The 24,100-nt window shown below is 70.1% G+C and carries 27 protein-coding genes; 14 read left to right on the forward strand and 13 right to left on the reverse strand.

All coding sequences use genetic code 11. From position 1 onward, the window contains the following. Together V6M42_RS03800 and V6M42_RS03805 are read left to right on the forward strand one after the other, a co-directional pair. On the forward strand, nucleotides 1-441 hold a 441-nt coding region (locus tag V6M42_RS03800), incomplete at its 5' end, for a hypothetical protein (protein WP_332677257.1). Between the two features lie 87 nt (nucleotides 442-528). Beyond that, nucleotides 529-693 (forward strand): DUF1328 family protein, encoded by a 165-nt coding sequence (locus V6M42_RS03805; protein WP_332657425.1) that lies wholly within the window; start codon nucleotides 529-531, stop codon nucleotides 691-693. 37 nt (nucleotides 694-730) lie between these two features. On the opposite strand, the gene V6M42_RS03810 is transcribed toward V6M42_RS03805, so the two are convergent. From V6M42_RS03810 to V6M42_RS03820, 3 genes are all read right to left on the reverse strand, one after another. Then, nucleotides 731-1,582 carry a metallophosphoesterase family protein gene (locus tag V6M42_RS03810; RefSeq protein WP_332657427.1) on the reverse strand — a complete coding sequence of 284 codons (852 nt, stop codon included), beginning with the start codon at nucleotides 1,580-1,582 and terminating at the stop codon, nucleotides 731-733. Then, nucleotides 1,582-2,553 (reverse strand): diacylglycerol/lipid kinase family protein, encoded by a 972-nt coding sequence (locus V6M42_RS03815; RefSeq protein ID WP_332677259.1) that lies wholly within the window; start codon nucleotides 2,551-2,553, stop codon nucleotides 1,582-1,584. The genes V6M42_RS03810 and V6M42_RS03815 overlap by 1 nt, the downstream gene beginning before the upstream one ends. A gap of 68 nt (nucleotides 2,554-2,621) precedes the next feature. Further along, nucleotides 2,622-2,963: a hypothetical protein gene (locus V6M42_RS03820; RefSeq protein WP_332657430.1), complete on the reverse strand. Its 342-nt coding sequence runs from the start codon at nucleotides 2,961-2,963 to the stop codon at nucleotides 2,622-2,624. Between the two features lie 159 nt (nucleotides 2,964-3,122). On the opposite strand from V6M42_RS03820, the gene V6M42_RS03825 reads away from it, so the two are divergent. The 4 genes from V6M42_RS03825 (at nucleotide 3,123) to V6M42_RS03840 (ending at nucleotide 6,979) form a co-directional block, all read left to right on the forward strand. After that, on the forward strand, nucleotides 3,123-3,461 hold the full coding sequence (locus V6M42_RS03825; protein WP_332657431.1) for a YMGG-like glycine zipper-containing protein: 339 nt from the start codon (nucleotides 3,123-3,125) through the stop codon (nucleotides 3,459-3,461). A gap of 79 nt (nucleotides 3,462-3,540) precedes the next feature. Beyond that, nucleotides 3,541-3,987, forward strand: coding sequence for an OmpA family protein (locus tag V6M42_RS03830; protein ID WP_332677261.1), 447 nt, complete (start codon nucleotides 3,541-3,543; stop codon nucleotides 3,985-3,987). Between the two features lie 178 nt (nucleotides 3,988-4,165). Beyond that, nucleotides 4,166-6,214: a protein-disulfide reductase DsbD family protein gene (locus tag V6M42_RS03835; RefSeq protein WP_442880920.1), complete on the forward strand. Its 2,049-nt coding sequence runs from the start codon at nucleotides 4,166-4,168 to the stop codon at nucleotides 6,212-6,214. Between the two features lie 150 nt (nucleotides 6,215-6,364). Continuing rightward, on the forward strand, nucleotides 6,365-6,979 hold the full coding sequence (locus V6M42_RS03840) for a superoxide dismutase (RefSeq protein WP_332677265.1): 615 nt from the start codon (nucleotides 6,365-6,367) through the stop codon (nucleotides 6,977-6,979). Between the two features lie 60 nt (nucleotides 6,980-7,039). Here the strand turns inward: V6M42_RS03840 and V6M42_RS03845 are convergent, their stop codons facing one another. Continuing rightward, on the reverse strand, nucleotides 7,040-7,420 hold the full coding sequence (locus tag V6M42_RS03845; RefSeq protein WP_332677267.1) for a hypothetical protein: 381 nt from the start codon (nucleotides 7,418-7,420) through the stop codon (nucleotides 7,040-7,042). A 358-nt stretch (nucleotides 7,421-7,778) separates the two neighbouring features. On the opposite strand from V6M42_RS03845, the gene V6M42_RS03850 reads away from it, so the two are divergent. After that, on the forward strand, nucleotides 7,779-9,275 hold the full coding sequence (locus V6M42_RS03850; protein ID WP_332677269.1) for a DUF4118 domain-containing protein: 1,497 nt from the start codon (nucleotides 7,779-7,781) through the stop codon (nucleotides 9,273-9,275). Nucleotides 9,276-9,369: 94 nt separating this feature from the next. On the opposite strand, the gene V6M42_RS03855 is transcribed toward V6M42_RS03850, so the two are convergent. Continuing rightward, nucleotides 9,370-9,624, reverse strand: coding sequence for a GlsB/YeaQ/YmgE family stress response membrane protein (locus V6M42_RS03855; RefSeq protein ID WP_332660754.1), 255 nt, complete (start codon nucleotides 9,622-9,624; stop codon nucleotides 9,370-9,372). Nucleotides 9,625-9,810: 186 nt separating this feature from the next. On the opposite strand from V6M42_RS03855, the gene V6M42_RS03860 reads away from it, so the two are divergent. Then, the gene (locus V6M42_RS03860) at nucleotides 9,811-10,188 is read left to right on the forward strand and encodes a helix-turn-helix domain-containing protein (protein WP_442880919.1); all 378 of its coding nucleotides are present in this window, start codon (nucleotides 9,811-9,813) and stop codon (nucleotides 10,186-10,188) included. A 44-nt stretch (nucleotides 10,189-10,232) separates the two neighbouring features. Then, nucleotides 10,233-11,018 (forward strand): histidinol-phosphatase, encoded by a 786-nt coding sequence (gene hisN, locus V6M42_RS03865; RefSeq protein ID WP_332677271.1) that lies wholly within the window; start codon nucleotides 10,233-10,235, stop codon nucleotides 11,016-11,018. Here hisN and V6M42_RS03870 read toward each other — a convergent pair. From V6M42_RS03870 to V6M42_RS03880, 3 genes are all read right to left on the reverse strand, one after another. Beyond that, nucleotides 11,015-12,079: an alpha/beta hydrolase gene (locus tag V6M42_RS03870; protein WP_332677273.1), complete on the reverse strand. Its 1,065-nt coding sequence runs from the start codon at nucleotides 12,077-12,079 to the stop codon at nucleotides 11,015-11,017. The two genes, hisN and V6M42_RS03870, sit on opposite strands and share 4 nt — an antisense overlap. Further along, nucleotides 12,076-12,987: a class I SAM-dependent methyltransferase gene (locus V6M42_RS03875; RefSeq protein WP_332658888.1), complete on the reverse strand. Its 912-nt coding sequence runs from the start codon at nucleotides 12,985-12,987 to the stop codon at nucleotides 12,076-12,078. Before V6M42_RS03875 ends, V6M42_RS03870 begins: the two co-directional genes overlap by 4 nt. Nucleotides 12,988-13,093: 106 nt before the next feature. Beyond that, nucleotides 13,094-13,921, reverse strand: coding sequence for a class I SAM-dependent methyltransferase (locus tag V6M42_RS03880; RefSeq protein ID WP_332658889.1), 828 nt, complete (start codon nucleotides 13,919-13,921; stop codon nucleotides 13,094-13,096). Between the two features lie 267 nt (nucleotides 13,922-14,188). Between V6M42_RS03880 and V6M42_RS03885 the strand changes: the two genes are divergently transcribed. Further along, on the forward strand, nucleotides 14,189-14,656 hold the full coding sequence (locus V6M42_RS03885; protein ID WP_332658890.1) for an Hsp20 family protein: 468 nt from the start codon (nucleotides 14,189-14,191) through the stop codon (nucleotides 14,654-14,656). A gap of 57 nt (nucleotides 14,657-14,713) precedes the next feature. Here the strand turns inward: V6M42_RS03885 and V6M42_RS03890 are convergent, their stop codons facing one another. The 3 genes from V6M42_RS03890 to V6M42_RS03900 form a co-directional block, all read right to left on the reverse strand. Next, nucleotides 14,714-15,994 carry a pentapeptide repeat-containing protein gene (locus V6M42_RS03890; protein WP_332677276.1) on the reverse strand — a complete coding sequence of 427 codons (1,281 nt, stop codon included), beginning with the start codon at nucleotides 15,992-15,994 and terminating at the stop codon, nucleotides 14,714-14,716. 97 nt (nucleotides 15,995-16,091) lie between these two features. Next, nucleotides 16,092-16,730: a bifunctional diaminohydroxyphosphoribosylaminopyrimidine deaminase/5-amino-6-(5-phosphoribosylamino)uracil reductase RibD gene (gene ribD / locus V6M42_RS03895; RefSeq protein WP_332677278.1), complete on the reverse strand. Its 639-nt coding sequence runs from the start codon at nucleotides 16,728-16,730 to the stop codon at nucleotides 16,092-16,094. Beyond that, on the reverse strand, nucleotides 16,727-17,443 hold the full coding sequence (locus V6M42_RS03900; protein ID WP_332677280.1) for a 2,3-bisphosphoglycerate-dependent phosphoglycerate mutase: 717 nt from the start codon (nucleotides 17,441-17,443) through the stop codon (nucleotides 16,727-16,729). Before V6M42_RS03900 ends, ribD begins: the two co-directional genes overlap by 4 nt. 257 nt (nucleotides 17,444-17,700) lie before the next feature. Here V6M42_RS03900 and V6M42_RS03905 point away from each other — a divergent pair, with 257 nt between their 5' ends. Continuing rightward, nucleotides 17,701-19,200 carry a phosphomannomutase/phosphoglucomutase gene (locus V6M42_RS03905; RefSeq protein WP_332677282.1) on the forward strand — a complete coding sequence of 500 codons (1,500 nt, stop codon included), beginning with the start codon at nucleotides 17,701-17,703 and terminating at the stop codon, nucleotides 19,198-19,200. A gap of 161 nt (nucleotides 19,201-19,361) precedes the next feature. On the opposite strand, the gene V6M42_RS03910 is transcribed toward V6M42_RS03905, so the two are convergent. Continuing rightward, entirely contained in the window at nucleotides 19,362-19,916 is a 555-nt protein-coding gene (locus V6M42_RS03910) for an ActR/PrrA/RegA family redox response regulator transcription factor (RefSeq protein ID WP_332658895.1), read from the reverse strand. Between the two features lie 70 nt (nucleotides 19,917-19,986). Next, nucleotides 19,987-21,384, reverse strand: a complete 1,398-nt coding sequence (locus V6M42_RS03915; RefSeq protein WP_332677284.1) for an ActS/PrrB/RegB family redox-sensitive histidine kinase — start codon at nucleotides 21,382-21,384, stop codon at nucleotides 19,987-19,989. Between the two features lie 153 nt (nucleotides 21,385-21,537). Between V6M42_RS03915 and V6M42_RS03920 the strand changes: the two genes are divergently transcribed. From V6M42_RS03920 to V6M42_RS03930, 3 genes are all read left to right on the forward strand, one after another. Then, nucleotides 21,538-22,158 (forward strand): SCO family protein, encoded by a 621-nt coding sequence (locus V6M42_RS03920; protein WP_332677286.1) that lies wholly within the window; start codon nucleotides 21,538-21,540, stop codon nucleotides 22,156-22,158. Between the two features lie 235 nt (nucleotides 22,159-22,393). After that, nucleotides 22,394-23,674: a polyhydroxyalkanoate depolymerase gene (locus tag V6M42_RS03925; protein ID WP_332658898.1), complete on the forward strand. Its 1,281-nt coding sequence runs from the start codon at nucleotides 22,394-22,396 to the stop codon at nucleotides 23,672-23,674. Next, on the forward strand, nucleotides 23,640-24,100 hold a 461-nt coding region (locus tag V6M42_RS03930; RefSeq protein WP_332677288.1), incomplete at its 3' end, for a YgjP-like metallopeptidase domain-containing protein. The genes V6M42_RS03925 and V6M42_RS03930, both read left to right, overlap by 35 nt.

Raw genomic sequence — 24,100 nt, forward strand, 5'->3', positions numbered from 1 at the left:
GCTGGGTCTGCTGCTCGCCGGTCGTCGCCGCTGATGTTCGGCGGGGGGCTGGCCAGGAATCTGGTCAAGAAAGCCGTCGCGGCTTCGGTCGTGGCGGGGGCCGGATTCGTGGCCGTTCTGGCGTTGGGGGCGACGATCTTCTTCGCCCTGCAGCTGGTCGTCGTGCCGCTGGCGGCCGCGGCCATCACCTTCCTGCTGTTTGCCATCGTCGCCCTCGTCGTTGCCCTGGTCTTCCTCGCCCGCAGCGAGGAAGAGGAGGATTTTGAGGACGAGCCATCCGGCCTGGGCGCCCGCGCATACAGCCTGTTCAAGCAGCGGCCGATCCTCGGCACGGTCGCGGCGCTGGCGGGGGGCTGGATCTTCCTCAGGAATCCGGCCCTGGCCACCATGGTCGCGGCCGCATTCACCGAAAAGCCGCACGGCCGCAGCCGCCGCCGCTGAGGCGGAACGTCGCAGGGTCCCGAACGTTGGTTCATCAGGCGCGGCGGTTGTCGCTCCTCCGATCAACCGCTCTGGAAGGAACCGCTGATGCTTCGTTGGGCTCTTATCTTTCTCGTACTGGCGCTCGTCGCCGGCGCCCTCGGCGCCGGGGGTATCGCCGGTCTGTCGATGAACATCGCCTATGTGCTGTTCGTCATCTTCGTCATCCTGCTGATCGTGCATTTCGTCACGGGCAGGGGACGCCGGATCTAGACGAAACCGGCCGTCTGAAGAACGGGGCCGCGGTCGATCAGACCGCGGCCTTTTCCTTTTCTCCGGCCACGTTCGGGTCCGGCGCGGTCGCTGTCTTGCGGGTGTCCTGACGGCGCGGCAGCTTCCATATCTGGCCGGGCTCGAACCGCTCGCCGTCCCAGGCGATGGCGGTCACCGTGATATGGTGGGCATCCCACTCGATCTGGTTGAAGCTGGGCGGCGCTCCCCGTTCGCGATGCGACAGCGTCCCGCAGCCGACGGCGTAGGAGCAGTGGTCGCCCAGGCTGATCGGCAGGGCGAAGGGGACATGGACGTGGCCGGTGGCGATGATGTCGACCCCGGCCTCGGCGAAGATCAGGGCGGCCGCATCGCCGCGTTTCACGTCGCCGCTCATGGGCGTGCCGATCATCTCGACCAGCGGATGGTGACAGGCGAGGATCCGCAGGGCGCCGACGGGCGCCTGTCGCAGCGCCTCCGCAGCCTTGCGCGTCTGCATCAGGTCGATGACGCCCTTGGACCAGTTCATCCGCGCCTGCCAGCCGCGCGCGGTGACGACGCCGCGCACCATCACCGTCGGACTGAGGAACTGGTGGTCGTGGGCCGGGTGGCCGGTGGCCTTCTCGAACGCCTTCCATGGCGCGAACAGCCGGGCGAACAGGCTCCAGTAGGGCACGTCGTGATTGCCGACGATGACGAAGCGCGGGTCGGGCATCTGGTTGATCCAGCGCCCTGCAGCCTCGAACTCGTCCGGGAAACCCTGCTGGGTGATGTCGCCCGTGATCAGGACCAGGTCGGGCCGGTTGGCGTGGGCGTATTCCAGGGCGGCGGCGCAGGCGTGTTTGTGCTCGACCCCGAAATGGATGTCAGAGAACTGCAGAATCCGCCCCACTAGACGCTGTCCTCGGCGGCAGGCGGGTTGGGAGCCAGGGCCTGGAACGCGTTGCGGATGAATTTCACCTTCGCCTCGTGAGACAGCAGTACGGGCTCGCCGTCGATCACGGCGGGGATGCGCGACCGCGCGGTGACCGTCGCCCGCTGGATGGCCCTGGTGGTCACGGCCGGGTCCTGACGCCAGTCGCTGAACACGGCGTGGGCCGCCAGACGAAAGGCCTCGGCCGCGTCTGAGGGGTTCATGGCCGCGGCCTCCAGGCCGGTGTTCTCGTCCATCGCCCTGGAGATCATCGGGCTGATCAGGACCAGCGCCTCGGCGCGGCGCGGAGCCTTGCCATCGAGCGAGAACCGCATCTTGCCCGAGAAGGCCCGGCGCAGGGCCCGGCGGGCGTACAGCCACGCCAGTTTCAGCTTGCCCTCGCGGACGGCTTCGCGCGCCGGCGCCCAAAGGGCCGGCGAGCCGAGTATGGCCGCGCAATAGAAGACGGAGGACGTCTGGCCGTCGGACACCTCGCCCCCGGCGACGCACTGGGGCGCGCCTTCCTCAAGAGCCAGCCTGAGCGCGGCCTTCCAGTCGGCGGTTCCGTACAGCGCCTTGGGCAGCATGTTCATGGTGCCGCCGGGAAGGGGCGCCACCAGGGGGCCGTCGGGCCCGGCGCGCGAGGCGATCGTCCCTGCGGTGCCGTCTCCGGCGAGGACGAACAGCACGTCGGGCTTCGCGTCGAGGGCGGCCTGTATCTGGTCGTCGAAGCCGCTGCTCTCCAGTGAGACGACCGAGGCCTCGCATCCGTATTCAGCCAGGATGGCCTCGGCCTCGGCGGCGGCGGTCGGTCCGACGCTGCCCGACGCCGGATTGACCAGCATGACAACCCGCGCCAGCGCGATGTGGGGTGTCAGCACGCGCGGTTCGACGGTCGCGTCGGAGGACGCGACCGTCGGATCAGCGGTCGGGATCAAGGCGTCTGTCATGCCGCCCGAACGCCCCGCTCAGGGCGATGTTCCGGGCGACTCTCCGACGGAACGCCCCCGAAGCGTGACTATTGCTTCTTCAACTCGTCCGAAGCGGCGGCCGCGCCGGCCTGGGCGGCGTCGCCGGCCTTCTCCGCGGCGGCCACGGTCGCGTCGGCGGCCTGGTCGGCGGCCTCGGGCGCCTTGCCCTTCACCGTGTCCACGCCCTTGGCGATCCAGCCGTCCACCACGGCCCCGCCCTCGGCCAGCGAGCGCTCCTTGATCCCGAGCACGGCCGTCAGCACGCCGAACAGCGCCAGAAGGGTCACGATGATCCCCACCAGCGGATTGCCCCCGCGGCGTTTCGAGCGCGCCCACACCGGACTGTGCTCGCCATCATCCGCCATGCGGACCGGTTCAGAAAAGCGCATACAAGACCCCCGTCTCTACCCATGAAGCATCGGCGCGCACGTCTCGCGCGGCGCCGTCCGGGCCTGACACAGGCCCGATCCGAACAATAGCGGGGGAACCGCCACGCTTATCCAGCGTTCTCACCGCAGGGGCGAACCCGAGGGATGAAGGACATACCCATGAACAAGGCAATCATCGCGATCGCAGCCACCGGCCTGCTGGCCAGCGCCTGCGCCAGCGACGGCTACACCACCAATGAGGCGACTCGCCAGGGCGCCATCGGCGCCGGCCTCGGCGCTGTCGCCGGCGCCATCATCGGCAACAACGTCGGCAGCGGCAGCGCAGGCACCGGCGCGGCTATCGGCGCCGTGGTCGGCGGCGCGGCTGGCGCCATTCGCGGCTCCAACCAGGACCGCGCCAACCAGCAACGCTACCGGGACAGCCAGAACCGGTACTACTATTGCTACGATGGCCGCCAGGACGAATGCTACTGGGAGAATGGTCAGCGCCGCTACTAGGCGCGGGCTTTTCGCCTGAATATCAGGGCGGTTCGTCGAGTGGCGGGCCGCCCTTTTCACAGGTCGATGGAGGGCTGGGATGAGGCGAGCGATTTTGGCGGCGGGTCTGGGGCTGGCGGTGGCCGGCTGTTCGACCCCGGGTTTCAGGAACCGGAGCGATCTGGTGGTCGAGCCGTCGGCCTGCACGGCCAAGCGGTTCGAGGTCTATTTCACTGAAGGCGAGGCGCGGCTGACCGGGCCGGCGCGGCAGGCGATCGGCATGACGGCGGCGCAGCTGCAGGGCTGCGACATCCGCAAGGTCCAGGTGCTGGGTCTGGCGAGCGCCACAGGCGATGCGGCGGCGAACCTGAGCCTGTCCCAGCGTCGTGCGCTGGCCGTGGCCGAGGCGCTGGCGGCGGCGGGATGGCCGGCGCCGGCGTTCGACGTGGACGCCGCCGGCGATACGGGCGCCGTGGCCGACAGCGGGGTGCAGGAACCGATGCGCCGCCGCACCGAGGTGCTTATTGACGCGGCTCCCCGCAGCTGAGGTGACGCGGCGGGGTCGGGACGGCTAAGGTCGGCCGACGCCTTCCGGAGCCCGCGTGTCCCTGTTTTCACGAATTCTGCTTGCCGCCCTGCTGGGCCTGGCCGCCCTCTTCGGAGCGGGAGGCGGCGCGTTCGCGCAGCCGCAGCGGACCGAGCGGATCGAGGCCGAACTGGTGGCGATGTCCGGCTGGGCGGCGCCCGGCTCGACCGCTGTGGTCGCGGTCAGACAGACGATCCAGCCCGGCTGGCACACCTACTGGCGCAATCCCGGCGATTCAGGCGGGGCGACGACCCTGACATGGACCACGCCGCAGGGCGTGAAGGCGGGCGACATCGTCTGGCCCCTGCCCGAGCGGCAGCGGCTGTCGGGGCTGATGAACTACGGCTATTCCGGCGAGGTCTATCTGCCCGTGCCGGTGCAGGTTCCGGCCACCGCGCGCGCGGGCGCGTCCCTGGCGCTGAAGGTCAGGGCCCTTTTCTTCGTCTGCAGCGCCGAGATGTGCGTGCCGGACGAACTGATCCTGGAGCTGGACCTGCCGGTGCGCGAGGGCGCCGCGCCGCTGAACCCGGTTCACGGGGCGGCGATCCAGCGGGTGCTGGAGACCGCGCCCCGGCCGGCGGGCATCGAGGCGCGGATGGTCATGGAGACGGACGGGCTGGTTCTCACCGCCGCGGGCGGGCCGCTGGCGGCCGGCGATCCCGGTCCGAGCTATTTCTTCCCCTTCGAGGGCGGTGTCATCGAACAGGCGGCGCCCCAGACCGGAGCGTGGGGGCCGCAAGGTCTGACGCTGCGGATGCGACCGGGCGGGACGACACGGGCGGACGGCCTGTCCGGCCCGATCGCGGGCGTGCTGGCGACGCGGCATGGAGCGTTCGAGATCCGCGCGGAGCCGGGCCCCGCGCTGGCGGGAACGTCCGGTTCGGGCGATCTGGCGGCCGCTCCCGACGGCGGCGGGGCCGAGGCGCCGGCCGCCGCGAACGCCAATCCCGCGACCTTCGCCCAGGCTCTGCTGTTCGCGCTTCTGGGCGGGCTGATCCTGAACCTGATGCCCTGCGTCTTCCCCATACTGGCGATGAAGGCGGCGGCGCTGGCGGCCTCGGCGCATGACCCGCGCGAGGCGCGGCGCGACGGGCTGGCCTTCCTCGCCGGCGTTCTGACGACCTTCCTGCTGCTGGCCGGCGCGCTGCTGGCCCTGCGGGCGGCGGGCGAGGCCGTGGGCTGGGGCTTCCAGCTGCAGTCGCCCCCGGTCATGGCCGGACTGGCGCTGCTGATGCTGGCCGTGGCCCTGAACCTGTCGGGGGTGTTCCATGTCGGCGGCGGGCTGCAGGGAACCGGATCGGGCCCCCTCGCGCGACTGCCCGGAGGGGTCGGCGCCTTCTTCACCGGCGTGCTGGCGGTGGTGGTCGCGGCGCCCTGCACAGCGCCCTTCATGGCCTTCGCCCTGGGCGCGGCCCTGCTGATGCCGTGGCCGATGGCGCTGCTGGTCTTCCTCGGCCTCGGACTGGGTCTGGCCCTGCCGTATCTGGCCGTCAGCCTGACGCCGGGGCTGCTGTCCCGCCTGCCTCGGCCGGGGCCTTGGATGGAGCGGCTGAAGGGGCTTCTGGCCTTCCCCCTCTACGCCACGGCCCTGTGGCTGGCCTGGGTGTTCGGGCGACAGGCGGGCGGGGACGCCCTGGGACTGCTGTTCGTCGCGGGCGTGCTGCTGGCGCTGGGCCTGTGGCTGACCGGCCAGGGACAGTCCGAGCGGATGGCGGGCCGACGCGGCCTGCTGCATCTGGCGGCGGGCGCGCTGGCCGTGCTGCTGGCCCTCGGGGCGACGGTCATGGCGGCGCGGACGCCTCCGTCGGCCGACGGTCCCGCGGCCGCCGGGCGCGCCGGGCCGGCCAGCACGCCCTGGTCGCCCGCCGCCGTCGAAGCCGCCCTCGCCGAGGGCCGACCGGTGCTGGTCAATTTCACCGCCGACTGGTGCGTGACCTGCAAGATCAACGAGCGGGCCGCCCTGACCTCGCCCCGGGTGGCGGCGGCCATGGACGAGTCGGGGGCCCTCTATCTGGTCGGCGACTGGACGCGGCGCGACGACGCGATCACCGCCGAGCTGCAGCGCCACGGGCGGTCGGGCGTGCCCCTGTATCTTGTGTATTCGCCGGGTTCGGCCGAGCCGCGCATCCTGCCGCAGCTGCTGACCGAGGGGGTGGTGATCGAAGCCCTGACGGCCGCCATCGACTGACCCGCCGCCTTCCATGTGGCGCTCCGCGAGCGGGAATCGGCCAATCCGGGCAGAGCCAAGGTCATTTCGGGGCGGCCGAAACAAACCGTCACAAGCCGTGTTAGCCCAATCGGTGCGAGCCCTCCCGCTCGCTTTGACAAGGCAGACATCATGCGAAAGACCGCGCTCCTCACTGGCGTCGCCGGCCTGTTCCTCATGACCGCTCCCGCGTTCGCCCAGGACAGCACGGCCCCGCAAACCCCGCCGGCCCCCTCCGCCCAAGAGCCCGCCGGCGAACAGGCGGCCCCCGCCCCGACGCAGAGCCTGACCCTCCAGCCCGGGTCCGACGTCAAGGGTTCGGACGGCGCGGTGCTGGGCAAGCTTGAAGGCGCCCGCAACACCGAAGCCGGCCAGGAATTGACCGTGCGCGGCGCCGACGGCGAACTGCGCGGCATCCCGGTGTCCGGCGGCGTGCGCCAGGACGGCGCCGGCGTCGCGGTGGGCTGGACCAGCGCCCAGTTCGCGGCCGCCACCGCCATCGACGACGCGGCGACTCCGGTCGATGAACCGGCGGCCGAGTCGGATGAAGCGGCCGAACCCGCCGAGCCGGCCGAGCCTGCAACCCCCGCAGTCCCCGCAACGCCCGCGAACCCCGGCGTGACCCCGGCGACCCCCGCTGTTCCGGCCACGCCGGCTGCCCCCGCCAACCCGGATCATTCGGGTCACACCGGCGCGACGCCGGCTCCCGGCGAGGGCCAGACGACGCCGGACAAGCCCGGCGCCTGATCCCCGCGATCAAGCCATAGACCAGGAGGGCGGCCCCGACCGGGGCCGCCCTTCGTGGTTTCAGGAGCGGTCTTCCAGCCTATCGAGCAGGCTTACCGCCCCGTCGAGACTCGGGGCGGCGAGGTGCCGGCGGGCGCCGTGATGCCTGTCGATGACCCGCGCCCAGGTCTCGAAGAAGCGGTCGGTCGTGACGACGATCGTGAAGGTCGGCCTTTCGGACCCTCCGGCGAGACGGCGAAACGCCTCGCCGACGCGACCCACGCCCGGGACGTCCACATCGTCCATCGGACCCTGGTCGTCGATGATCCAGTTGTAGCGAACAAACGCCGGCGCATTTTCGATCGCCGTCAGGACAGCGTCGGTGAACGTGGTCCAGCGCGTTCCGGCCGGAACAGTGGCGATCACCCGTTCGAGTTTATCGTCAGATGCAATGGCGATCATCGCCGCCCTCCCCGCCCCGGAATCGAAGACCTTGTGGTCGGGTGTGCGACTCCCGCTGTCGGGGGATTCTGAACGACCCGGTCACGCTCCGCAACGGCTCGACCGCCGTCTGCCCGCCCACGGTCAAAGCCGGCGGGCTCCGTGTGACCAGCCGAAGACGGCGCGACCCGGTCCGGCCCTTGGGTGCGGCGGGACGCGCGTACCGGGGCGACCGTGTCGCGAATTGAGTGATGCTGTCGTCAAATGCGAGGATCGGTTCGACAGAGCTCGATACGGTGGCGACGACCCCGCGGGCGCCTGGGTGATTTCTGATCCGGAGCGTCAGACCCTGGCGGGGTCGGAACGGGCAGGGCGCGAGATGCCGGACAGCGTACTTGAGATTATCCACGGGCTCTCGCTCACACGCTCGGAAGACGAGATCGCCGAGGTCGTAAGCCAGGCCGTGCGCACGCTTCTTCACGCGGACGGCGCGACCCTCGCCCTTCGGGACGGCGACCATTTCTACTATGCGACGGGAGAGGCGGTTTCGCCGCTCTGGAAGGGCCGGCGCCTGCCGATGAACGGCTGTATCGCCGGCTGGTGCATGACGAACGGACAGATCGCGGCCTCGGCCGACATCCGCCGGGATTCCCGCATGCTCGCCGAAATCTACAGGCCCGCCTTCGTGCGAAGCCTGGCCGTGGCGCCCGTGGGCGCCGGCGCTCCCATAGCCGCCCTGGGGGCCTACTGGTCGGAACAGCATCAGCCGCAGCCCGAGGAGCTGGACCGCCTGCAGGCGATCGCGGATGGGGCGGGGCTGGCCATGGCCAACCTCCACCGGGCGAACGCCGGCCATCCAGACGCCTCCGTTCCGTCATCGGCGCCCGGGGAGCGTCCCGTTCGCGATCGCGTCCCGCTGGGGCCGGCTATCGAGGGTTTTCTGTATCGGGGGCTGCGGCCGAATTCGCTCCAGGCCTACGCCTTCGCTCTCGGCTGCGTCCTGGTCGCCACCATGCTGGCGCTGGGCCTCCAGGCGGCCGGCGTCTCAGGCCTTGTCGGCGGCGCCTTCTTCTTCCCCGCCGTGCTGCTCGCGCTGCTGGTCGGCGGCAGCCGCTCCGGCGCGGCGGCGGCGGCGTTCGGCGGGGTCGCCCTGTACTACTTCCTTATGGAGCCGCCCTGGAGCTTTTCACCGCCCACCGCCTCCGACGTCATCGATCTGGCGATCTACGCCGGCTCGTCCGCCCTCATGGTTCTGACCGTGCGGTCCTACAAGCGGATGGTGCAGAACCTCAAACAGGAGGACGCCCGGCATCTCATACTGGCGCTGGAACAGCAGCATCGGGCCAAGAACGCGGTCGTGGTCGCCGAAGCGATCGTCAGAGGGGGGCTGGAGACGGACCCCGTCCAGGCGAGGATCATCAATCAGCGGATTCGCGCCGCCTTCGCCGACGTCGACATCCACCTGCGCAGCCGCCGGATCCGGATGCCCAGCCTCCTCAACCAGGAGCTGGAGCCGTTCGACCTTGCGAGGTTCGACATGACGGGCGACGCCGAAACCGCCCTCATCCCTGAAGTCTCCAGCATCTTCACCCTTGCGGTGCACGAACTGGCGACCAATGCGCTGAAGTACGGGGCGCTCTCGGTTCCGGATGGCAGGGTGGAGCTGGCCTGGCGCATCGCCGACGGCCAGGCGACGATCTTCTGGCGCGAAACGGGCGGCCCGCCTGTCAGCCGCCCGGAAAAGACGGGCTACGGCACGCTTCTGTTGGGTCGCCTCGTCAGGGCGGCCGGCGGCGAGCTCGTGATCTCGTTTCCTGCGACCGGGGCGACGGCCCAGATCTCGCTCTGGCTCGACGGGAAGCGGTCGCCGGACTAGCCCGGCACATGCACGGTCAAGGGTCGCAGGACCGGCACGAAAAAGGGCGGCCCCGGATGGAGCCGCCCTTCGTCGTTTCGGAAAAGGCGTCGCCCTAGGTGCGGCGCTTGACCAGACCCACCAGGAACAACAGCAGGCAGGCGCCGAGGAAGGCGACCAGCAGCGTGATCAGGTTGAAACCGCCAACGTCCACGCCCAGCAGATTGCCGGCGATGAAGCCGCCCAGCAGCGCGCCGATGACGCCGACGATCAGGTTCGTCACCAGGCCGTGGCTGCGGCCCATAACTTTTTCAGCAAGCCAGCCGGCGACGATGCCGATGACGATCCAGCCAATGATTCCCAAACCCATGTGGAGTCTCCCTTGAAGCCCAATGCTCTGGGCCGTTAATGCGTGTGAAGCGTTACGGTTGCGCCCGGCTCGCAGAACGTCGCTCATCCACAATCCCCCGCCACGCGAGCGCGGCATGGCGCTTGCCGCGTGAGGGGCGAGCCGTCCCGCTTCGGGACAGGCTGCCAAGATGGGGAAATAGGGGCCATGGCCACCGACATCGACCTGCACCTGGGACGCCGCCTGCGCCGCCGTCGGCGCCTGCTGGGCCTGACGCAACAACAGCTGGCCAACCAGGTCGGCATCCGCTTCCAGCAGATCCAGAAATACGAATGCGGCGCCAACCGCATCTCGGCCGCCCGCCTGTGGCAGCTGGCCGAGGCGCTGGAATCGCCGGTCAGCTATTTCTACGACGGACTGGAAGAGGCCATCGAACGCCGCGAGGCCGCCAATCAGGGCGGGGAGATGTTTTCCCGCAAGGAAACGCTCGACCTGATCCAGGCCTACTACCAGCTCGACGAAAAGCCGCGCCGGCGCCTGCTGGACCTGGCCAAGTCCCTGCACGTCGAGGCCGACGCGGCCTGACTTATCCGGTGACATGACGGCGGGGCATGAGTATCCCGCCTGTCATGACCGAGTTTGAACTGTTCGCCGTCGACCTGGCCCGCGAGGCCGCGCGCGTGTCCCTGCCGTATTTCCGGGGCGCGTTCGAGGAGATCGACAAGGGCGGGCCGGGCGCGTTCGACCCGGTCACCCAGGCGGACCGCGAGGCCGAGGCGGCGATCCGCAAACTGATCGCGGCCCGCTATCCCGACCACGGGGTGATCGGCGAAGAGTATGGCGAGGACCGGCCGGACGCCGACCAGGTCTGGATTCTCGACCCGATCGACGGCACCCGCGCCTTCATCGCCGGCCTGCCGCTGTGGACCAATCTGATCGCCCTGAGGACCGAAGGCCGGCCGACGGTGGGCGTCATCGGCCAGCCCTATCTGGATGAAATCTTTCTCGGCGGACCGTCGGGCGCGCGGCTGCTGCGCGGCGGTTCGGAGACGGCGCTGGGCGTGCGGCGCTGCGCCAGCCTGAACGACGCCGTCATCGCCACCACCGATCCCGACCTGTTCACCGGCGCCGAGCTGGGAGCGTGGACCCAGGTGCGGGCCGCGGCGCGGCTGGCCCGGCTGGGTTGCGACGCCTACGCCTACGCCATGCTGGCGGCGGGACGCATCGATCTGGTCGCCGAGAGCGCGCTGAAGGTGTGGGACTGGTCGGCGCTGGTCCCGGTCATCGAGGCGGCGGGCGGCGCCGTCAGCAACTGGCGCGGGGAGGCGCCGGACGGGTCGGGGCAGATTCTCGCGGTCGGGGATGTGAGCATCCGCGAACAGGCGCTGGTGACGCTGAGACGGGCGGCGGTCTAGGCCGCTTCGGTCGGTTCGGCGGTCGGTTCGGCCGTCGGGGCGGCTGCGGGCTCGCTGACGGGCAGGGGCGACAGGTCCTCGACCGGCGAGACATAGGCGGCCATGGCGTCGAATTCCTCGAGGAAGACCGCGCGCAGCTCGTCGGTCTCCATGATGACCTCGTGCTTCGCGCCCGCGACCTCGACATAGCGGCCGCGGCCCAGCCGTTTGGCGGCCCATTTGTTGGTCTGTTTCCAGACGCGGTCGTCCTCGCCCGCCTGGACGATGGCGACGGGAATCTGCACCGCCTTCAGGGCCTTGGGCTTGAGCGCGCGTTCGCCGGCGTCGAGCCCGACGGCCAGCCAGCCCCAGGTCGGACCGCCCACGGCCAGGTGCGGGCAGGCGTAGAGCTGCTGCCGCCACTGTTCGTAACGGCTCTCGTCGGACGTCAGGGCGTCCTTTTCGAAGGTGTGGTCGAAGGGGTCGTCGGCGTCGTCCAGGACATAGTCGCCCGCCTTGCCGTGGCGCAGGTTCCAGCGCACCGCCAGCTTGACCGACCACATCGACCGCTTGCCGGTCCTGATGCGCAGCATGGGGCTGCTGAGGACGGCGCCCGAGAAGCGGGTCTCGCCGCCTTCGAGCGTCATCAGGTTCAGCACGCCGCCCATGGAATGGCCGACCATGACCCAGGGCTTGGGCGCGCGCTCTTCCCAGGCGTCGAGCAGGCGGGCGTAGTCGTCGAGGAATTCCTCGACCGCCCGGGCGTGGCCCTTGAGGCGGTCGGGCAGCAGGCGGGCGGACAGGCCCTGGCCGCGCCAGTCATGGGCCAGGACGCACCAGCCGCGGGCGAGGAAATTGCCGATGACCTCGTAGTATTTCTCGATCGGCTCGGTGCGGCCGGGGCTGACGATCACCGTGCCGCGGGGCTTTCTGGCGACGAGGGCCGAGGGGGTCCAGAAGGCGGCGCGCAGGCGCAGGCCCCCGGCGCCCCGGAACCACTCGCCGATTCCGCCGGGAGGCGCGGAGGCGCCCGGAACCCCCATCAGGGGCGCGTTGGCGGCGTAGGCGACGGCTCGGTTCACTCTGGCTTCCTGAATCTCAAGGTCATGCGGTCACTCTCTCCGATCCGGTCATATTTCGACCGGTCGAAGGCCGGGTTCGGCGCGGAACCGCGCGGGGCGGTCAGCGACGTCGGCGGCAGGGTTTCGACCCCGAACGGATGATCCTTGGTATCCCTTTCATTCGCGTTGATTTCCGACGCGGCGACGAAGGCGAAGCCCGCTTCCGCCGCCAGCTGTCTGACGAACGCTTCCTGGACGTATCCGTTCGCCGCGGCGGGGTCCTGATCCTGCTCGGGGCCGAGGCGGTGTTGCTCGACGCCGAGGACGCCGCCCGGGCGCAGGGCGGCCCAGGCGTCGGCGAAGGCCTTTTCGGCGATGCCGGCGGCCATCCAGGCGTGGATGTTGCGCATGAACAGGACCATGTCGGCCGTGCCCGCGGCGGTCACGGGGCCGGAGGTGGGGCCGAAGGCGCTGAGCTCGATCTCGCCGTACAGCCGTTCGTCGGTGGTGAAGCGCTGCTGGAAGGCGGCGGCCAGCTGGACCTGGGAGGGGTCGGCGCCGGGGCCGGTCTGGAAGCCCGCGGCGACATATTTGCCCGCGCCCTCGGCGAGATAGGGGGCCAGGATTTCGGTGTACCAGCCGCTGCCGGGCCAGAATTCGACGACCGTCATGCGCGGCTGGAGGCCGAAGAAGCGAAGGGTCTCCATCGGATGACGGGCGGCGTCGCGGGCCTTGTCCTGGGCGCGCCAGGGGCCGGCGACGGCCCATTCCAGCGAGCCCTTGGGCGGGCCGTCGGGCGTCTCGGGCGGTTCGGCGGTCTTCTCTTCCTTGCCGCAGCCGGCGAGGCCGACAAAGGCGAGAACGGCGGCGCCGGACAGCAGGCCGCGGCGCGAGAGGGCCCCTTGGCGACGTTCGACGGTTTCAGCCATGCACGTTCCCCGCAGGGCGGTCCTGTCCGATCAGGCGCCGCCCCGGCAAGCAGGGCTTAACCGTGTTCCCCATGCCCGTCAAAACGCTTGCACACATGACCTGTGGTCAGGCCGGCTTGCGGAATCGCAGGGTCATCCGGTCGCTTTCGCCGATCGCGTCGTATTCGGCCCGTTCGGCGTCGGTCAGGGGCGTGGGGCGGTCGTTGGCGTTGCCCTCGCGCGGCGCGCTGGTGCGGACCGGCGGCAGGGTCCAGACGCCGTACGGGTGGTCGCGGTCGTCCTTCGGATTGGCGTTGAGTTCGCTGCGCCCGTCGAGCACGAAGCCGGCGGCCTGGGCGGCGTGGATGACATAGCTTTCGGAGACATAGCCGAAGGGCGCGGTCGCGTCGGCGTTCAGTCCCTCGGCGCCGCGGTGCTGTTCGATGGCCAGAACGCCGCCCGGCTTAAGGGCCTTGAAGAAGGCCTGCATATAGGGGGCGGTGCGGTCGGAGCGATGCCAGTTGTGCAGGGCGCGGGCGACGACGACGAGGTCCGCGGTCCCGTCGGCGACGCCCATGCTCTCGACCGGGCGGTTGACCGCCACATAGGTCCCGCCGGTCGCCGCGGCGTAGGGCTCGAGGATGTTGCGCCACCAGCCCGCGCGGCCGGGCTCGATCTCGACCACGGTGGATCCCGGCGTCAGGCCCCAGAAGGTCAGGGTCTCGAACGGATGGCGGTAGACGTCGCGGGCGATGTCGGCGGCGGGCCGGGCGTCAGAGCCCACGGCGGCCTGGAGGGCGGCGTCCTCCTGCAGGACCGGCGGCGTCATGGCGGCGCGGCGCACCGTGCGCTGGGCCGCCGTCTCGTTCAGGGCCGGGAGGGTCGGCAAGGCCTGGGCCGCGGCGATCGACGGCAGGGCGAGGGCGGTGGTCACGGCGAGGGCCAGCAGACGCATCGGGGGTCTCCACTAAGGTGCGGGCGAACCCTACGGCCTGTGCGCGCGGGGGCAAGTGTTCGTCGTCGTCGGCGGCGGATTGGCGCGGTCTTCAGGTGGTCTTGACGCCGCGCGAACGCTTCCCACATCGGATGCGAGGCCGCCGGTTCCCGGGGCCTCCAGACCGGACGGGGCCGATTCCGGACCGTCGGGGCTGAACTCCCACCGCCGTCCCGGGCCAAAAACGCTGGGGCGGTTCAACCTTGCTGATCCTCAGGAGGATGACTGATGCGTACCTATGATTTCACCCCGCTGTACCGTTCCGCCGTCGGCTTCGATCGTCTGGCGGGCCTGCTGGAAAGCGCCGCGCGCACCAGCCAGGAAAACGGCTGGCCGCCCTACAACATCGAGACCACGGGCGAGAACGCCTATCGCATCGAGATCGCGGTGGCCGGCTTCAAGCCCGAGGAACTGACCCTCGAGGTCAAGGAAAACCTGCTGACCGTGACCGGCCGCAAGACCGCGAACGACGACGCGGGAACCGGCCGCACCTATCTGCATCGCGGCCTGGCCGAGCGCGACTTCGAGCGCCGCTTCCAGCTGGCCGACTATGTGGTCGTGAAGAGCGCGGACCTGGCTGACGGTCTGCTGTCGATCGAATTGAACCGCGAACTGCCGGAGGCCCTGAAGCCCCGCCAGATCGAGATCAACACCGGTCAACGGCTGATCGAGGGCAAGAAGGCCAAGGCGGCCTGAGCCGCCGGACTGGCTGAATGAGAAAGGGCGGCGTTCGCGCCGCCCTTTTTTCGTGCGTCAGAGCTGGAGGGGCGGAAACAGCTCGGGCAGGCCGCGCACGCCCAGCAGGACCGCTTCGGTCAGGTCGGTCTGGGTCATGACGGCGCCGTGCAGCATGGCCCGGCTGAGATCGGCTCCGGCGAGCACCGCGCGGTTCAGGTCCGCGCCCGAAAGGTCCACGCCTCTCAGACAGGCGCCGGTGAGATCGGCCGGCAGCAGCCGGTCGGCGGCGATCATCAGCGGCCCCAGCCTGGCGCCGCGCAGGTCCGAGCCGTTCAATCGCGCCCGGGCCAGCCGCGCCCCGCGCAGGTCCGCGCCCTTGAGATTGACCGAGCGCAGGTCGGCCCCCTCGAGGTGGGCGCCCTGGAGCTGAACCCCCTCCATGTCGAGACCGTAGAAGACCGCGCCCTTGGCCGACAGGGCGGTCAGATTGTAGCCGTTGATCGAGCGCAGCGCCCGCAGGTCGACGCCGTCGAAGACGGAAGGACGGCCCTGGACGCCGCCGGTCTCGCACCACTGGGCGTGTTCGGCCAGCATTTCGGCGGCCGGCATCTTGCCCACCGGGGCGCCCGACGACCGGTCGTCCGTAAGCGCGCCCGTCATATTGGCCCCGTCCGTCCGCCACATGGTCATCTTGACCCCGACCAGGACGGCGTCGCGCAGGTCCGCGCCCGACAGGTCGGCGCCCGACAGATCGGCGCCGGCCAGGTCAGCGCCGCGGAAGCTGGCCTGTTTGAGGTTCGCCCGGACCAGCTTGCAGTCCTTCATGATGGCGTCGGTGAAGTCGGCCGCGACCGCGACCACGCCCGTCAGCTTGGACCGCTCCAGATTGGCGCCCGCCAGACAGGCGCCCTGGGCCTGGGTGTCCTGCCGCGACTTGGCCTCGACCACGCGGAAGCCGAGCTTGGAGTCGGCGGCGGCGACGGTGCCCTCGCGCAGGTCCGCCTCGAACAGGTCGGCCCCCGACAGGTCCGCCCCGCGCAGGCAGGCCCCGCGCAGATCGGCCCGGCGCATGCTGGCGTCGGTCAGGACGCAGTCCTGCATGTCGGCGCCGAAGAAGGTGGCGTTGTCGAGCTTGGCCCCGCTCAGGTTCGTTTCATGCAGCGACGCGGCGGCGAAGTCGGCGTCGGCCAGGTTGCGGCCGGCGAGGTTGAGGCCGGACAGGTCCATCCAGGCCAGCACCGCGCGGGCGCCGCCCGGCTTGGCTTGCCACAGGCGGTCGTGGCGGGCGCAGATGGCGTCCAGCTCGGCCTGGTCGATACGCCTTCTGGCGTTGGGGTTGGCGGGGGCGGACGACATGATCCCGTTCTGGCACACCGGCGCTTAAGGAAGGCTGAAATGGTTACCGACGGAGCCTTGATCCGCCGTTACGAAATTCCCGGCCCGCGGCCCGCTGTCAGGCCGTAAGCAGACCCTGGGCCTGAAGCGCGTCGGCCAGTTCGCCCGGACTGACCCAGACGCGGGTGTAGCCGGCCTCGCCGAGGCGCTGGAGTTCGGTGGTCAGGTCGGCCTTGGCCGAGGCGGCGAAGCGGGCGTCGTAGCCGGCGCCGTCCTCGCTGATGCGGACCATGGGCCGGCCGGTCTCGACCCGGTGCAGATAGCCCTCGTAGAGCACCGCCGCCTCCTGGGCCAAAAGGCCGGTCTCGACCTCGAGCCCCGCCTTCCGGAGCCGTTCGACGCCGCGGCCGGCGGCGAAGGGCGAGGGATCGACGGCGGCGACGACGACGCGGCTGATCCCGGCGTCCATCAGATAGTTGGAGCAGGAGGTCCGGCCCGACGAGCGGGCTCCGCACGGTTCCATCGTCACATAGGCGGTGGCGCCGCGCGCCTTGTCGCCGGCGGCGGGAACGGCCTGTTCCTCGGCGTGGGGACGTCCGCCCGGCGCGGTCACGGCCTCCGAGACCACGTCCCCGTCCCTGACGATGACGCAACCGACCGAGGGATTGGGCCAGGTCTGGCCCATGCCGGCCTTGGCCAGGGCGATGGCCCGCCCCATGAAGCGGATGTCGTCGGAGGTCTGCTGGGCGGTGGTCATTCGCTCACCTTCGGCAATTCGGTGGCCCGGTCCGCGTCCAGATAGCGGGCGGCGACGGGCTTCAGACCGGCGTCCAGATCGATTTCCAGCGGATTGCCGGTCGGGATCTCGACGCCGACGATCTGGTCGTCGGGCACGGCGAACAGATGTTTGACGATGGCCCGCAGCGAGTTGCCGTGGGCGGCGATCAGCACGTCCTCGCCGGCCCGCAGGCGCGGGGCGATGGCGGCGTCCCAATAGGGCAGGACGCGGTCCAGCGTGGTCTTCAGGCTCTCGGTGTCGGGAATGGTCTGGCCCGTGTAGCGGGGGTCGGCGCTGAAGTCCCATTCGCCGCCGGGCGCGAGCGGCGGCGGGGGGATGTCGTAGCTGCGGCGCCAGATCTTCACCTGGGCGTCGCCGTGCAGGGCGGCGGTCTCGGCCTTGTCCAGCCCGGTCAGGCCGCCGTAGTGGCGCTCGTTCAGACGCCAGTCCTCGATCACCGGAACGTCCTTCAGCCCGGCGGAGTCCAGCGCCAGCGCCCCGGTGCGTTTCGCGCGGGTCAGGACCGAGGTGAACATGACGGCGGGATGGAAGTCCGCGTCCCGGATCAGCTCGCCGCCGCGTCGCGCCTGGGCCTCGCCCTCGGCGGTCAGGTCGACGTCGACCCAGCCGGTGAAGCGGTTCTCGAGGTTCCACTGGCTCTGGCCATGGCGCAGCAGGATCAGGCGGGGCATTCACGTCTCCGAACAGTCCTGCGGGCGTAGGACCGGCGGCGGCGTGGGTCAAGCCGAGCGCAGACGGCGAAGACGGCATGGGGCGCCGCGCAAAGACCGCCGATGCGAAGCCCTGCATGAACTGCAATTGCCGGAACGCCGTCCACGCCATCACCGCCGTTGCAGCCAAGGACGGGGACCGGCGTTGATGTGGCCCCGTTGTTGTGACGTGGAGGCCGCCTGCTATACCGGGCGCCGCTCTCCGACAGGACCCGAACATGATCAAGCCCCGCCAGGACCTTCGCCCCAACACGGCAGACTACGAGACCGTGCCGCTGGTGAAACCGACGGGGTTCCGCGAGTACGACGCGCGCTGGATCCTGGAGAAGGAGATCAACCTGCTGGGCATCCAGGCGCTGGGCCTCGGCCTCGCCACCTATGTCCACGAGATCGGCCAGACGCCGCGCATCGTCGTGGGCCATGACTACCGCTCCTACTCCCTGTCGGTGAAACAGGCCCTGACGCTGGGGCTGCTGGAAGGCGGGATGGAGGTGCTGGACATCGGCCTGGCCCTGTCGCCGACCGCCTATTTCGCCCAGTTCGAGCTGGACGCGCCCTGCGTGGCCATGGTCACGGCCAGCCACAACGAGAACGGCTGGACGGGCGTGAAGATGGGGGCCCAGCCGCCCCTGACCTTCGGCCCCGACGAGATCGGGCGACTGAAAGACATCGTGCTGAACGGCGAAGGCGTGAGCCGCAAGGGCGGGTCGCTGACGCGCGTCGAGGGCTTCCGCGAGGCCTATCTGGCCGACATCGTCTCCAAGGTGAAGCTGACGCGGCCGATCAAGGTCGTGGCCGCCTGCGGCAACGGCACGGCGGGCGCCTTCGCGCCCGAGGCCCTGCGCCGCATGGGGGCCGAGGTGATCGAGATGGACACCGAGCTCGACTACACCTTCCCCAAATACAATCCGAACCCGGAAGACCACGCCATGCTGGTGCAGATGGCGGCCAAGGTGCGCGAGACGGGCGCCGACCTGGCGCTCGGCTTCGACGGCGACGGCGACCGCTGCGGCGTGGTGGACGATACGGGCGAGGAGATCTTCGCCGACAAGATCGGCCTGATGCTGGGCCGCGACCTGAGCGCCCTGCATCCCAACGCGACCTTCGTCGTCGATGTGAAATCGACCGGCCTGTACAAGACCGACGAGGTGCTGAAGGCCAATGGCGCGACCACCGTCTACTGGAAGACGGGCCACAGCTACATCAAGCGCAAGACCGCCGAACTGGGGGCGCTGGCCGGGTTCGAGAAGTCGGGCCATTTCTTCTTCAACGCCCCGCTGGGGCACGGCTATGACGACGGGATCGTCGCCGCGGGCGCGGTGCTGGCCATGCTGGACCGGAATCCGGGGAAGAAGCTGTCGGAGCTGAAGGCCGCCCTGCCTGATGCGTGGACGTCGCTGACCATGTCCCCGCACTGCGACGACGAGCTGAAGTACGAGGTGCTGGAGCGGATCGTGGCCGAGTATCAGGCGCTGGCCGACGCGGGCGGATCCATTCTCGGCCGCAGGATCGTCGAGGCCATCACCGTCAACGGGGTGCGGGTTCACCTCGAGGACGGCTCATGGGTGCTGGTGCGGGCGTCCTCGAACAAGCCCGAGCTGGTGGTGGTGGTCGAGAGCATGCGCTCGGCCGACGACATGCGGGCCCTGTTCCGCGAAGAGGTGAAGCCGCGGCTGGCGAAATACGCCGAGGTCGGGGCGTATAACCAGGAGATCTGAGGGGTCTCGCCCGCCCTTCCCCGTCATTCCGGGGCGCTCGAAGAGCGAACCCGGAACCCAGGGGGCTCGCGCCGAGGGTCGATGAGGCCGTGATGGAGCCCGGTCGCCTGGGTTCCGGGTTCCTCGCTACGCTCGGCCCCGGAATGACGAAGTTGGGTGAGTTACCGCGGCGCCCGCTTGGCCAGGATCCGCTGCAGGGTCCGCCGGTGCATGCCCAGCCGCCGCGCCGTCTCCGAGACATTGTGGTCGCACAGCTCGTAGACGCGCTGGATATGCTCCCAGCGGACGCGGTCGGCGCTCATGGGATTGTCGGGCGGCTCGGGGGCCTCGCCGGTCGAGAGCAGGGCCTTGACCACGTCGTCGGCGTCGGCGGGCTTCTGCAGATAGTCGACGGCGCCGGCCTTGACCGCCGCCACGGCGGTGGCGATGGCGCCGTAGCCGGTCAGCATGACGATGCGGGCGTCCTCGCGCCGGTCGCGGATGGCCTCGACGATCTTCAGGCCGTTGCCGTCCTCGAGCCGCATGTCCAGCACGGCGAAGGCGGGGACCGAGGTCTTCAGCGCGTCATTGGCCTCGGCCAGGGAGGCGGCGAGGGTGACCTCGAACCCCCGGCTTTCCAGCGCGCGGCCCAGACGGGTGCGCAGGGCGTTGTCGTCGTCCAGCACCAGCAGGGTCTTGTCGGCGAGGGCTGCGATACGGTCTTCGGCTTCGGACATCGGTGTCTCCTGAAAGCTCAAGTCGGTAACGGCGAAGCTGCGGTCAAGGTTCAGCGGCGGGGGTGCGACATCACGACGAGACCTCGAGCGCGGGACGGGACCAGCGCACGGCGACGCGCGCGCCCTTCGGCTGGCCCTTTCCGCCATCCCCGGTCCCCACGAAAACCTTGCCGCCGGTCCGTTCGAGCAGGGTTCGGGCGATGAAGAAACCCAGACCCATGCCGCCCTGGCTGGGGGCGATGGCCTCCGGCTGCGGGGCGGGGACGCCCTTCCGGGTCTTGCGCCCGGGGGCGGCGGCGGCGACCGAGGCGGCGATCTGGGCCGCCAGGGCGCGCCGCGCCTTGCCCTGGGGCCGGCTGGTCACATAGGGCTCGCCGAGCCGGGGCAGGATGTCGGCGGGGAAGCCGGGGCCGTCGTCCACCACCTCGATCTCGATGAAGCCGGCGTCGACGACGGCGCGGACGCGGACCTTGGAGGCGGCGAAGTCGGCGGCGTTCTCGACCAGGGTCGACAGGCCGTGGATGACCTCGGGCAGGCGGCGGACGCGGGGCGCGGGCTCGCCCGAGGCGGTGCGGACCTCGACCGTGAAGGCCAGGTCGAAGCCGCGGTGGGGCTCGATGACCTCTTCCAGCAGGGCCTTGAGACCGACCACGGCGAAGGCGGCGTCGCCCTCTTCCGGCTGCTGGGACAGGCGTTTGAGGATGTCGCGGCAGCGCTCGGCCTGCTGCAGGATCAGGGCGGCGTCCTCGGCGGCGGCTCCGTCCTTGGCCGAGGCCCGCAGCAGTTCCCGGGCCACGACCTGGATGGTGGCCAGGGGGGTGCCCAGTTCGTGGGCGGCGGCGGCGGCGAGCCCGCCCAGGGCGGCCAGCCGTTGTTCGCGCTGCAGCACGTCCTGGGTGGTGGCGAGGGCCAGTTCCAGCTTCTCGGCGTCGGCGGCGACGCGCCAGGCGTAGCCGGAGGTGAAGATGACCCCGGTGAACAGCGCCAGGCCGACCCCGAAGCGGTAGAGGGGCGGCAGGTTGATCTCGGTCCCCGCCTGCCAGGGCAGGGGCAGCGAGAAGAAGAACAGGGCGGTGGTCGAGATCAGCACCAGAAGGCCCATCAGGGCCGCCTGACGCCCCGGCAGGGAGGCGGCCGCAACGGTCACGGGCGCGACCAGAAGCAGGCAGAAGGGGTTCTGCAACCCGCCGGTCAAGGCCAGCATGATCGACAGCTGCAGGATGTCGAAACCCAGATGCGCCGCCGTCATCCGTCCGTCGGGCAGGGAGCCGTCGGTGCGTTTCAGGCGGGCGGTGGCGTTCAGGTTCATCGCCACGCTGGAGGCGATCACGGCCAGACAGCCCCACAGCGGCAGGTCGAAATGGAAATACAGCGCGGCGACCGCGATCGTCGCCGTCTGCCCGACGATGGCCATCCAGCGCAGGATGACGAGAGTTCGCAGCGACAGGCCCCGGCTGCGGCGCGGCATGTTGCGCCATGCGGGGAACGGGCCCGCTTCGTCGGGCCCCGACGTGGGCCCCGACGTGGGCGTAGGCTGCGGCGTGGAGGGCTCTTGGGACAGGCTCACAGGTCTTCTATAGACCGGACGCGCGCGGGGTGCGCGTTTTCCAAGAGAGCCGCGATGCCGCGCCGTTCCATCCTGCTGTTCGCCGGCGCCTGCATCGCCGTCGCCGCCGCCCTGGCGATCACGACGATCGTCGTGGTCAACCAGCGCGAGGGGGCGATTCCGCCGCTGGAGACCTCGACGGGCCAGCCGTCCGTCGGCGGACCGTTCCAGCTCGTGAATCAGGACGGGCAGACGGTCGACCAGACCATGCTGGACGGGAAGTGGTCGCTGGTCTTCTTCGGTTTCACCTACTGCCCCGACTTCTGCCCCACGACCCTGACGGCGCTGGAGGCGACGAAGCAGCAGATGGGGGCGAAGGCGAAGGACGTGCAGATCGTCTTCGTCTCGGTCGATCCCGAGCGGGACACGCCGCAGGCGCTGAAGGACTATCTGTCGTCCGACGGCTTTCCGCAGGGGGTGATCGGCCTGACGGGGGCGCCCGAACAGGTCAAGGCGGCGGCGGACGTCTACCGCGCCTACTTCCAGAAGGTCGGCGAGGGCGAGGGCTACACCATGAACCACTCGCTGACCGTCTATCTGATGGGGCCGGACGGGAAATTCCGCACCGCCCTGGCCCATGATCTGGGACCGGAGCGCGCCGCCCAGGTGATCGAACGGACCATGGCGCGGGGCTGAAATTCTCCCTCCCCCTTGTGGGGAGGGTGGCGGAGGCGAAGCCGACGCCGGGTGGGGGCGGCCGGGCAAAGCATACGCCGGAGCTTGCGTCGCAGAGTCCTCCCCACCCGGTCGCTTCGCGACCACCCTCCCCACAAGGGGGAGGGAGAATCGTGTTGCATCGCTAATCTTTTTGCAGTGCGATGCGTTCTATGGTGCTCTGCCGCGTAACGGCGGGGGCCGTCTCAAGGATTCCATGCTCTATTCGCTTCACGAGCTCGCCTATCACTCGGCGACGCCGTTCCGGTTCGGGGCCCAGATGGCCCGTCAGTTCTGGAGTTCTCCGTTCAACCCGGCCTCGGACACCGCGATCGGCCGCACGGCCTTCGCTTCGGCCGAGCTGTTCGAGAGCGTGACGCGCCGCTACGGCAAGCCCGCCTGGGGTCTGGAGACCATCGACATCGGCGGCAAGCCGGTGCGGACGACCGAACAGGTCATCTGGTCGTCGCCCTGGTGCAAACTGGTGCGGTTCGCGCGGCACATCGGCGACCTGAAGCGGGCGAAGAAGCCCGCGGTCGCGCCGGCGGTGCTGATCGTCGCCCCGCTGTCGGGCCACTACGCCACCCTGCTGCGCGGCACGGTCGAGGGCTTCCTGCAGGACCACGACGTCTATGTCACCGACTGGACCAACGCCCGTCAGGTGCCGATGCTGGAGGGCCGCTTCGACTTCTTCGACTATATCGACCACGTCCGGACCATGCTGGCCCAGATCGGGCCGCGCGCCCACGTCGTCGGCGTCTGCCAGCCCGGACCGCCCGTTCTGGCCGCCTGCGCCCTGATGGCCGAGGATGAGGATCCGAACCGCCCGGCCTCGATGACCTTCATGGGCTCGCCGATCGATGCGCGGCTGTCGCCGACGGTGACCAATGAACTGGCCGAGGAGAAGCCCTTCGCCTGGTTCAAGTCGAACATGATCCATACCGTGCCCTGGCCCTATCCGGGCTTCGGCCGGCGGGTCTATCCGGGCTTCGTCCAGCTCTACAGCTTCATGTCGATGAACGAGGACAAGCACGTCGACGCCCATCGCCGCTATTTCGAGGACCTGGTCTCGGGCGACGGCGACGGCGCGTCCAAGCACGAGGAATTCTACGACGAATATCTGTCGGTGCTGGACCTGTCGGAAGAGTTCTACCTCCAGACGATCGACATCGTCTTCCAGCAGCACCTGCTGCCGCGCGGCCTGCTGGAGCACCGCGGGCGCCGGGTCGATCTGACGAAGATCACCGACATCGGCCTGATGACGGTCGAGGGCGCGAAGGACGACATCTCGGGCGTGGGCCAGACCCAGGCGGCGCATACGCTGTGCGCCAGCCTGCCGGACGATCTGCGCAAGCTGTACGTCCACCCCGAGGTCGGCCACTACGGCGTCTTCAACGGCCGCCGTTTCCGCGACGACATCTATCCGGCGGTGCGCGACTTCATCGCCAGGAACGAGGCCCTGAGTGCAGTACCGGAACGGCCAGCGGCTGCCGCCTGAGAGCCCTGAACGGCTCGGCGTCGCCGCGAGGCTGTCGGTCAATCCGCGCGCCCGGCGGCTGTCGATCCGTATCGACGCGCGGGCCGGCGAGGCGGTGCTGATCGCGCCGTCCGAGCGCAAGCTGGCCGACGTCGTCGCCTTCGCCCGCACCAAGGCCGCATGGATGCGCGAGCGTCTGGCCGAGCGGGTTCACGGAACGCCGCTGGAGCCGGGGGCGGTCATCGACCTGTTCGGCCGGCCGACGCGGCTGGTGGGTGTCGGCGGAGCCGGTGCGGCGCGGCTGATCGACGGCGCCGACGGGCCGGTCATCCAGTCCGGCGGCGAGGGCGAGGCCTTCGCCCGGCGGGTCGAGAATCTGTTCAAACGACTGGCGCGACAGGTGCTGGTCGAGCGCACCGACCACCATCTGCGGACCCTCGGCCAGCG

Source organism: Brevundimonas sp., assembly GCF_036677305.1.
Taxonomy (GTDB): Bacteria; Pseudomonadota; Alphaproteobacteria; order Caulobacterales; family Caulobacteraceae; genus Brevundimonas.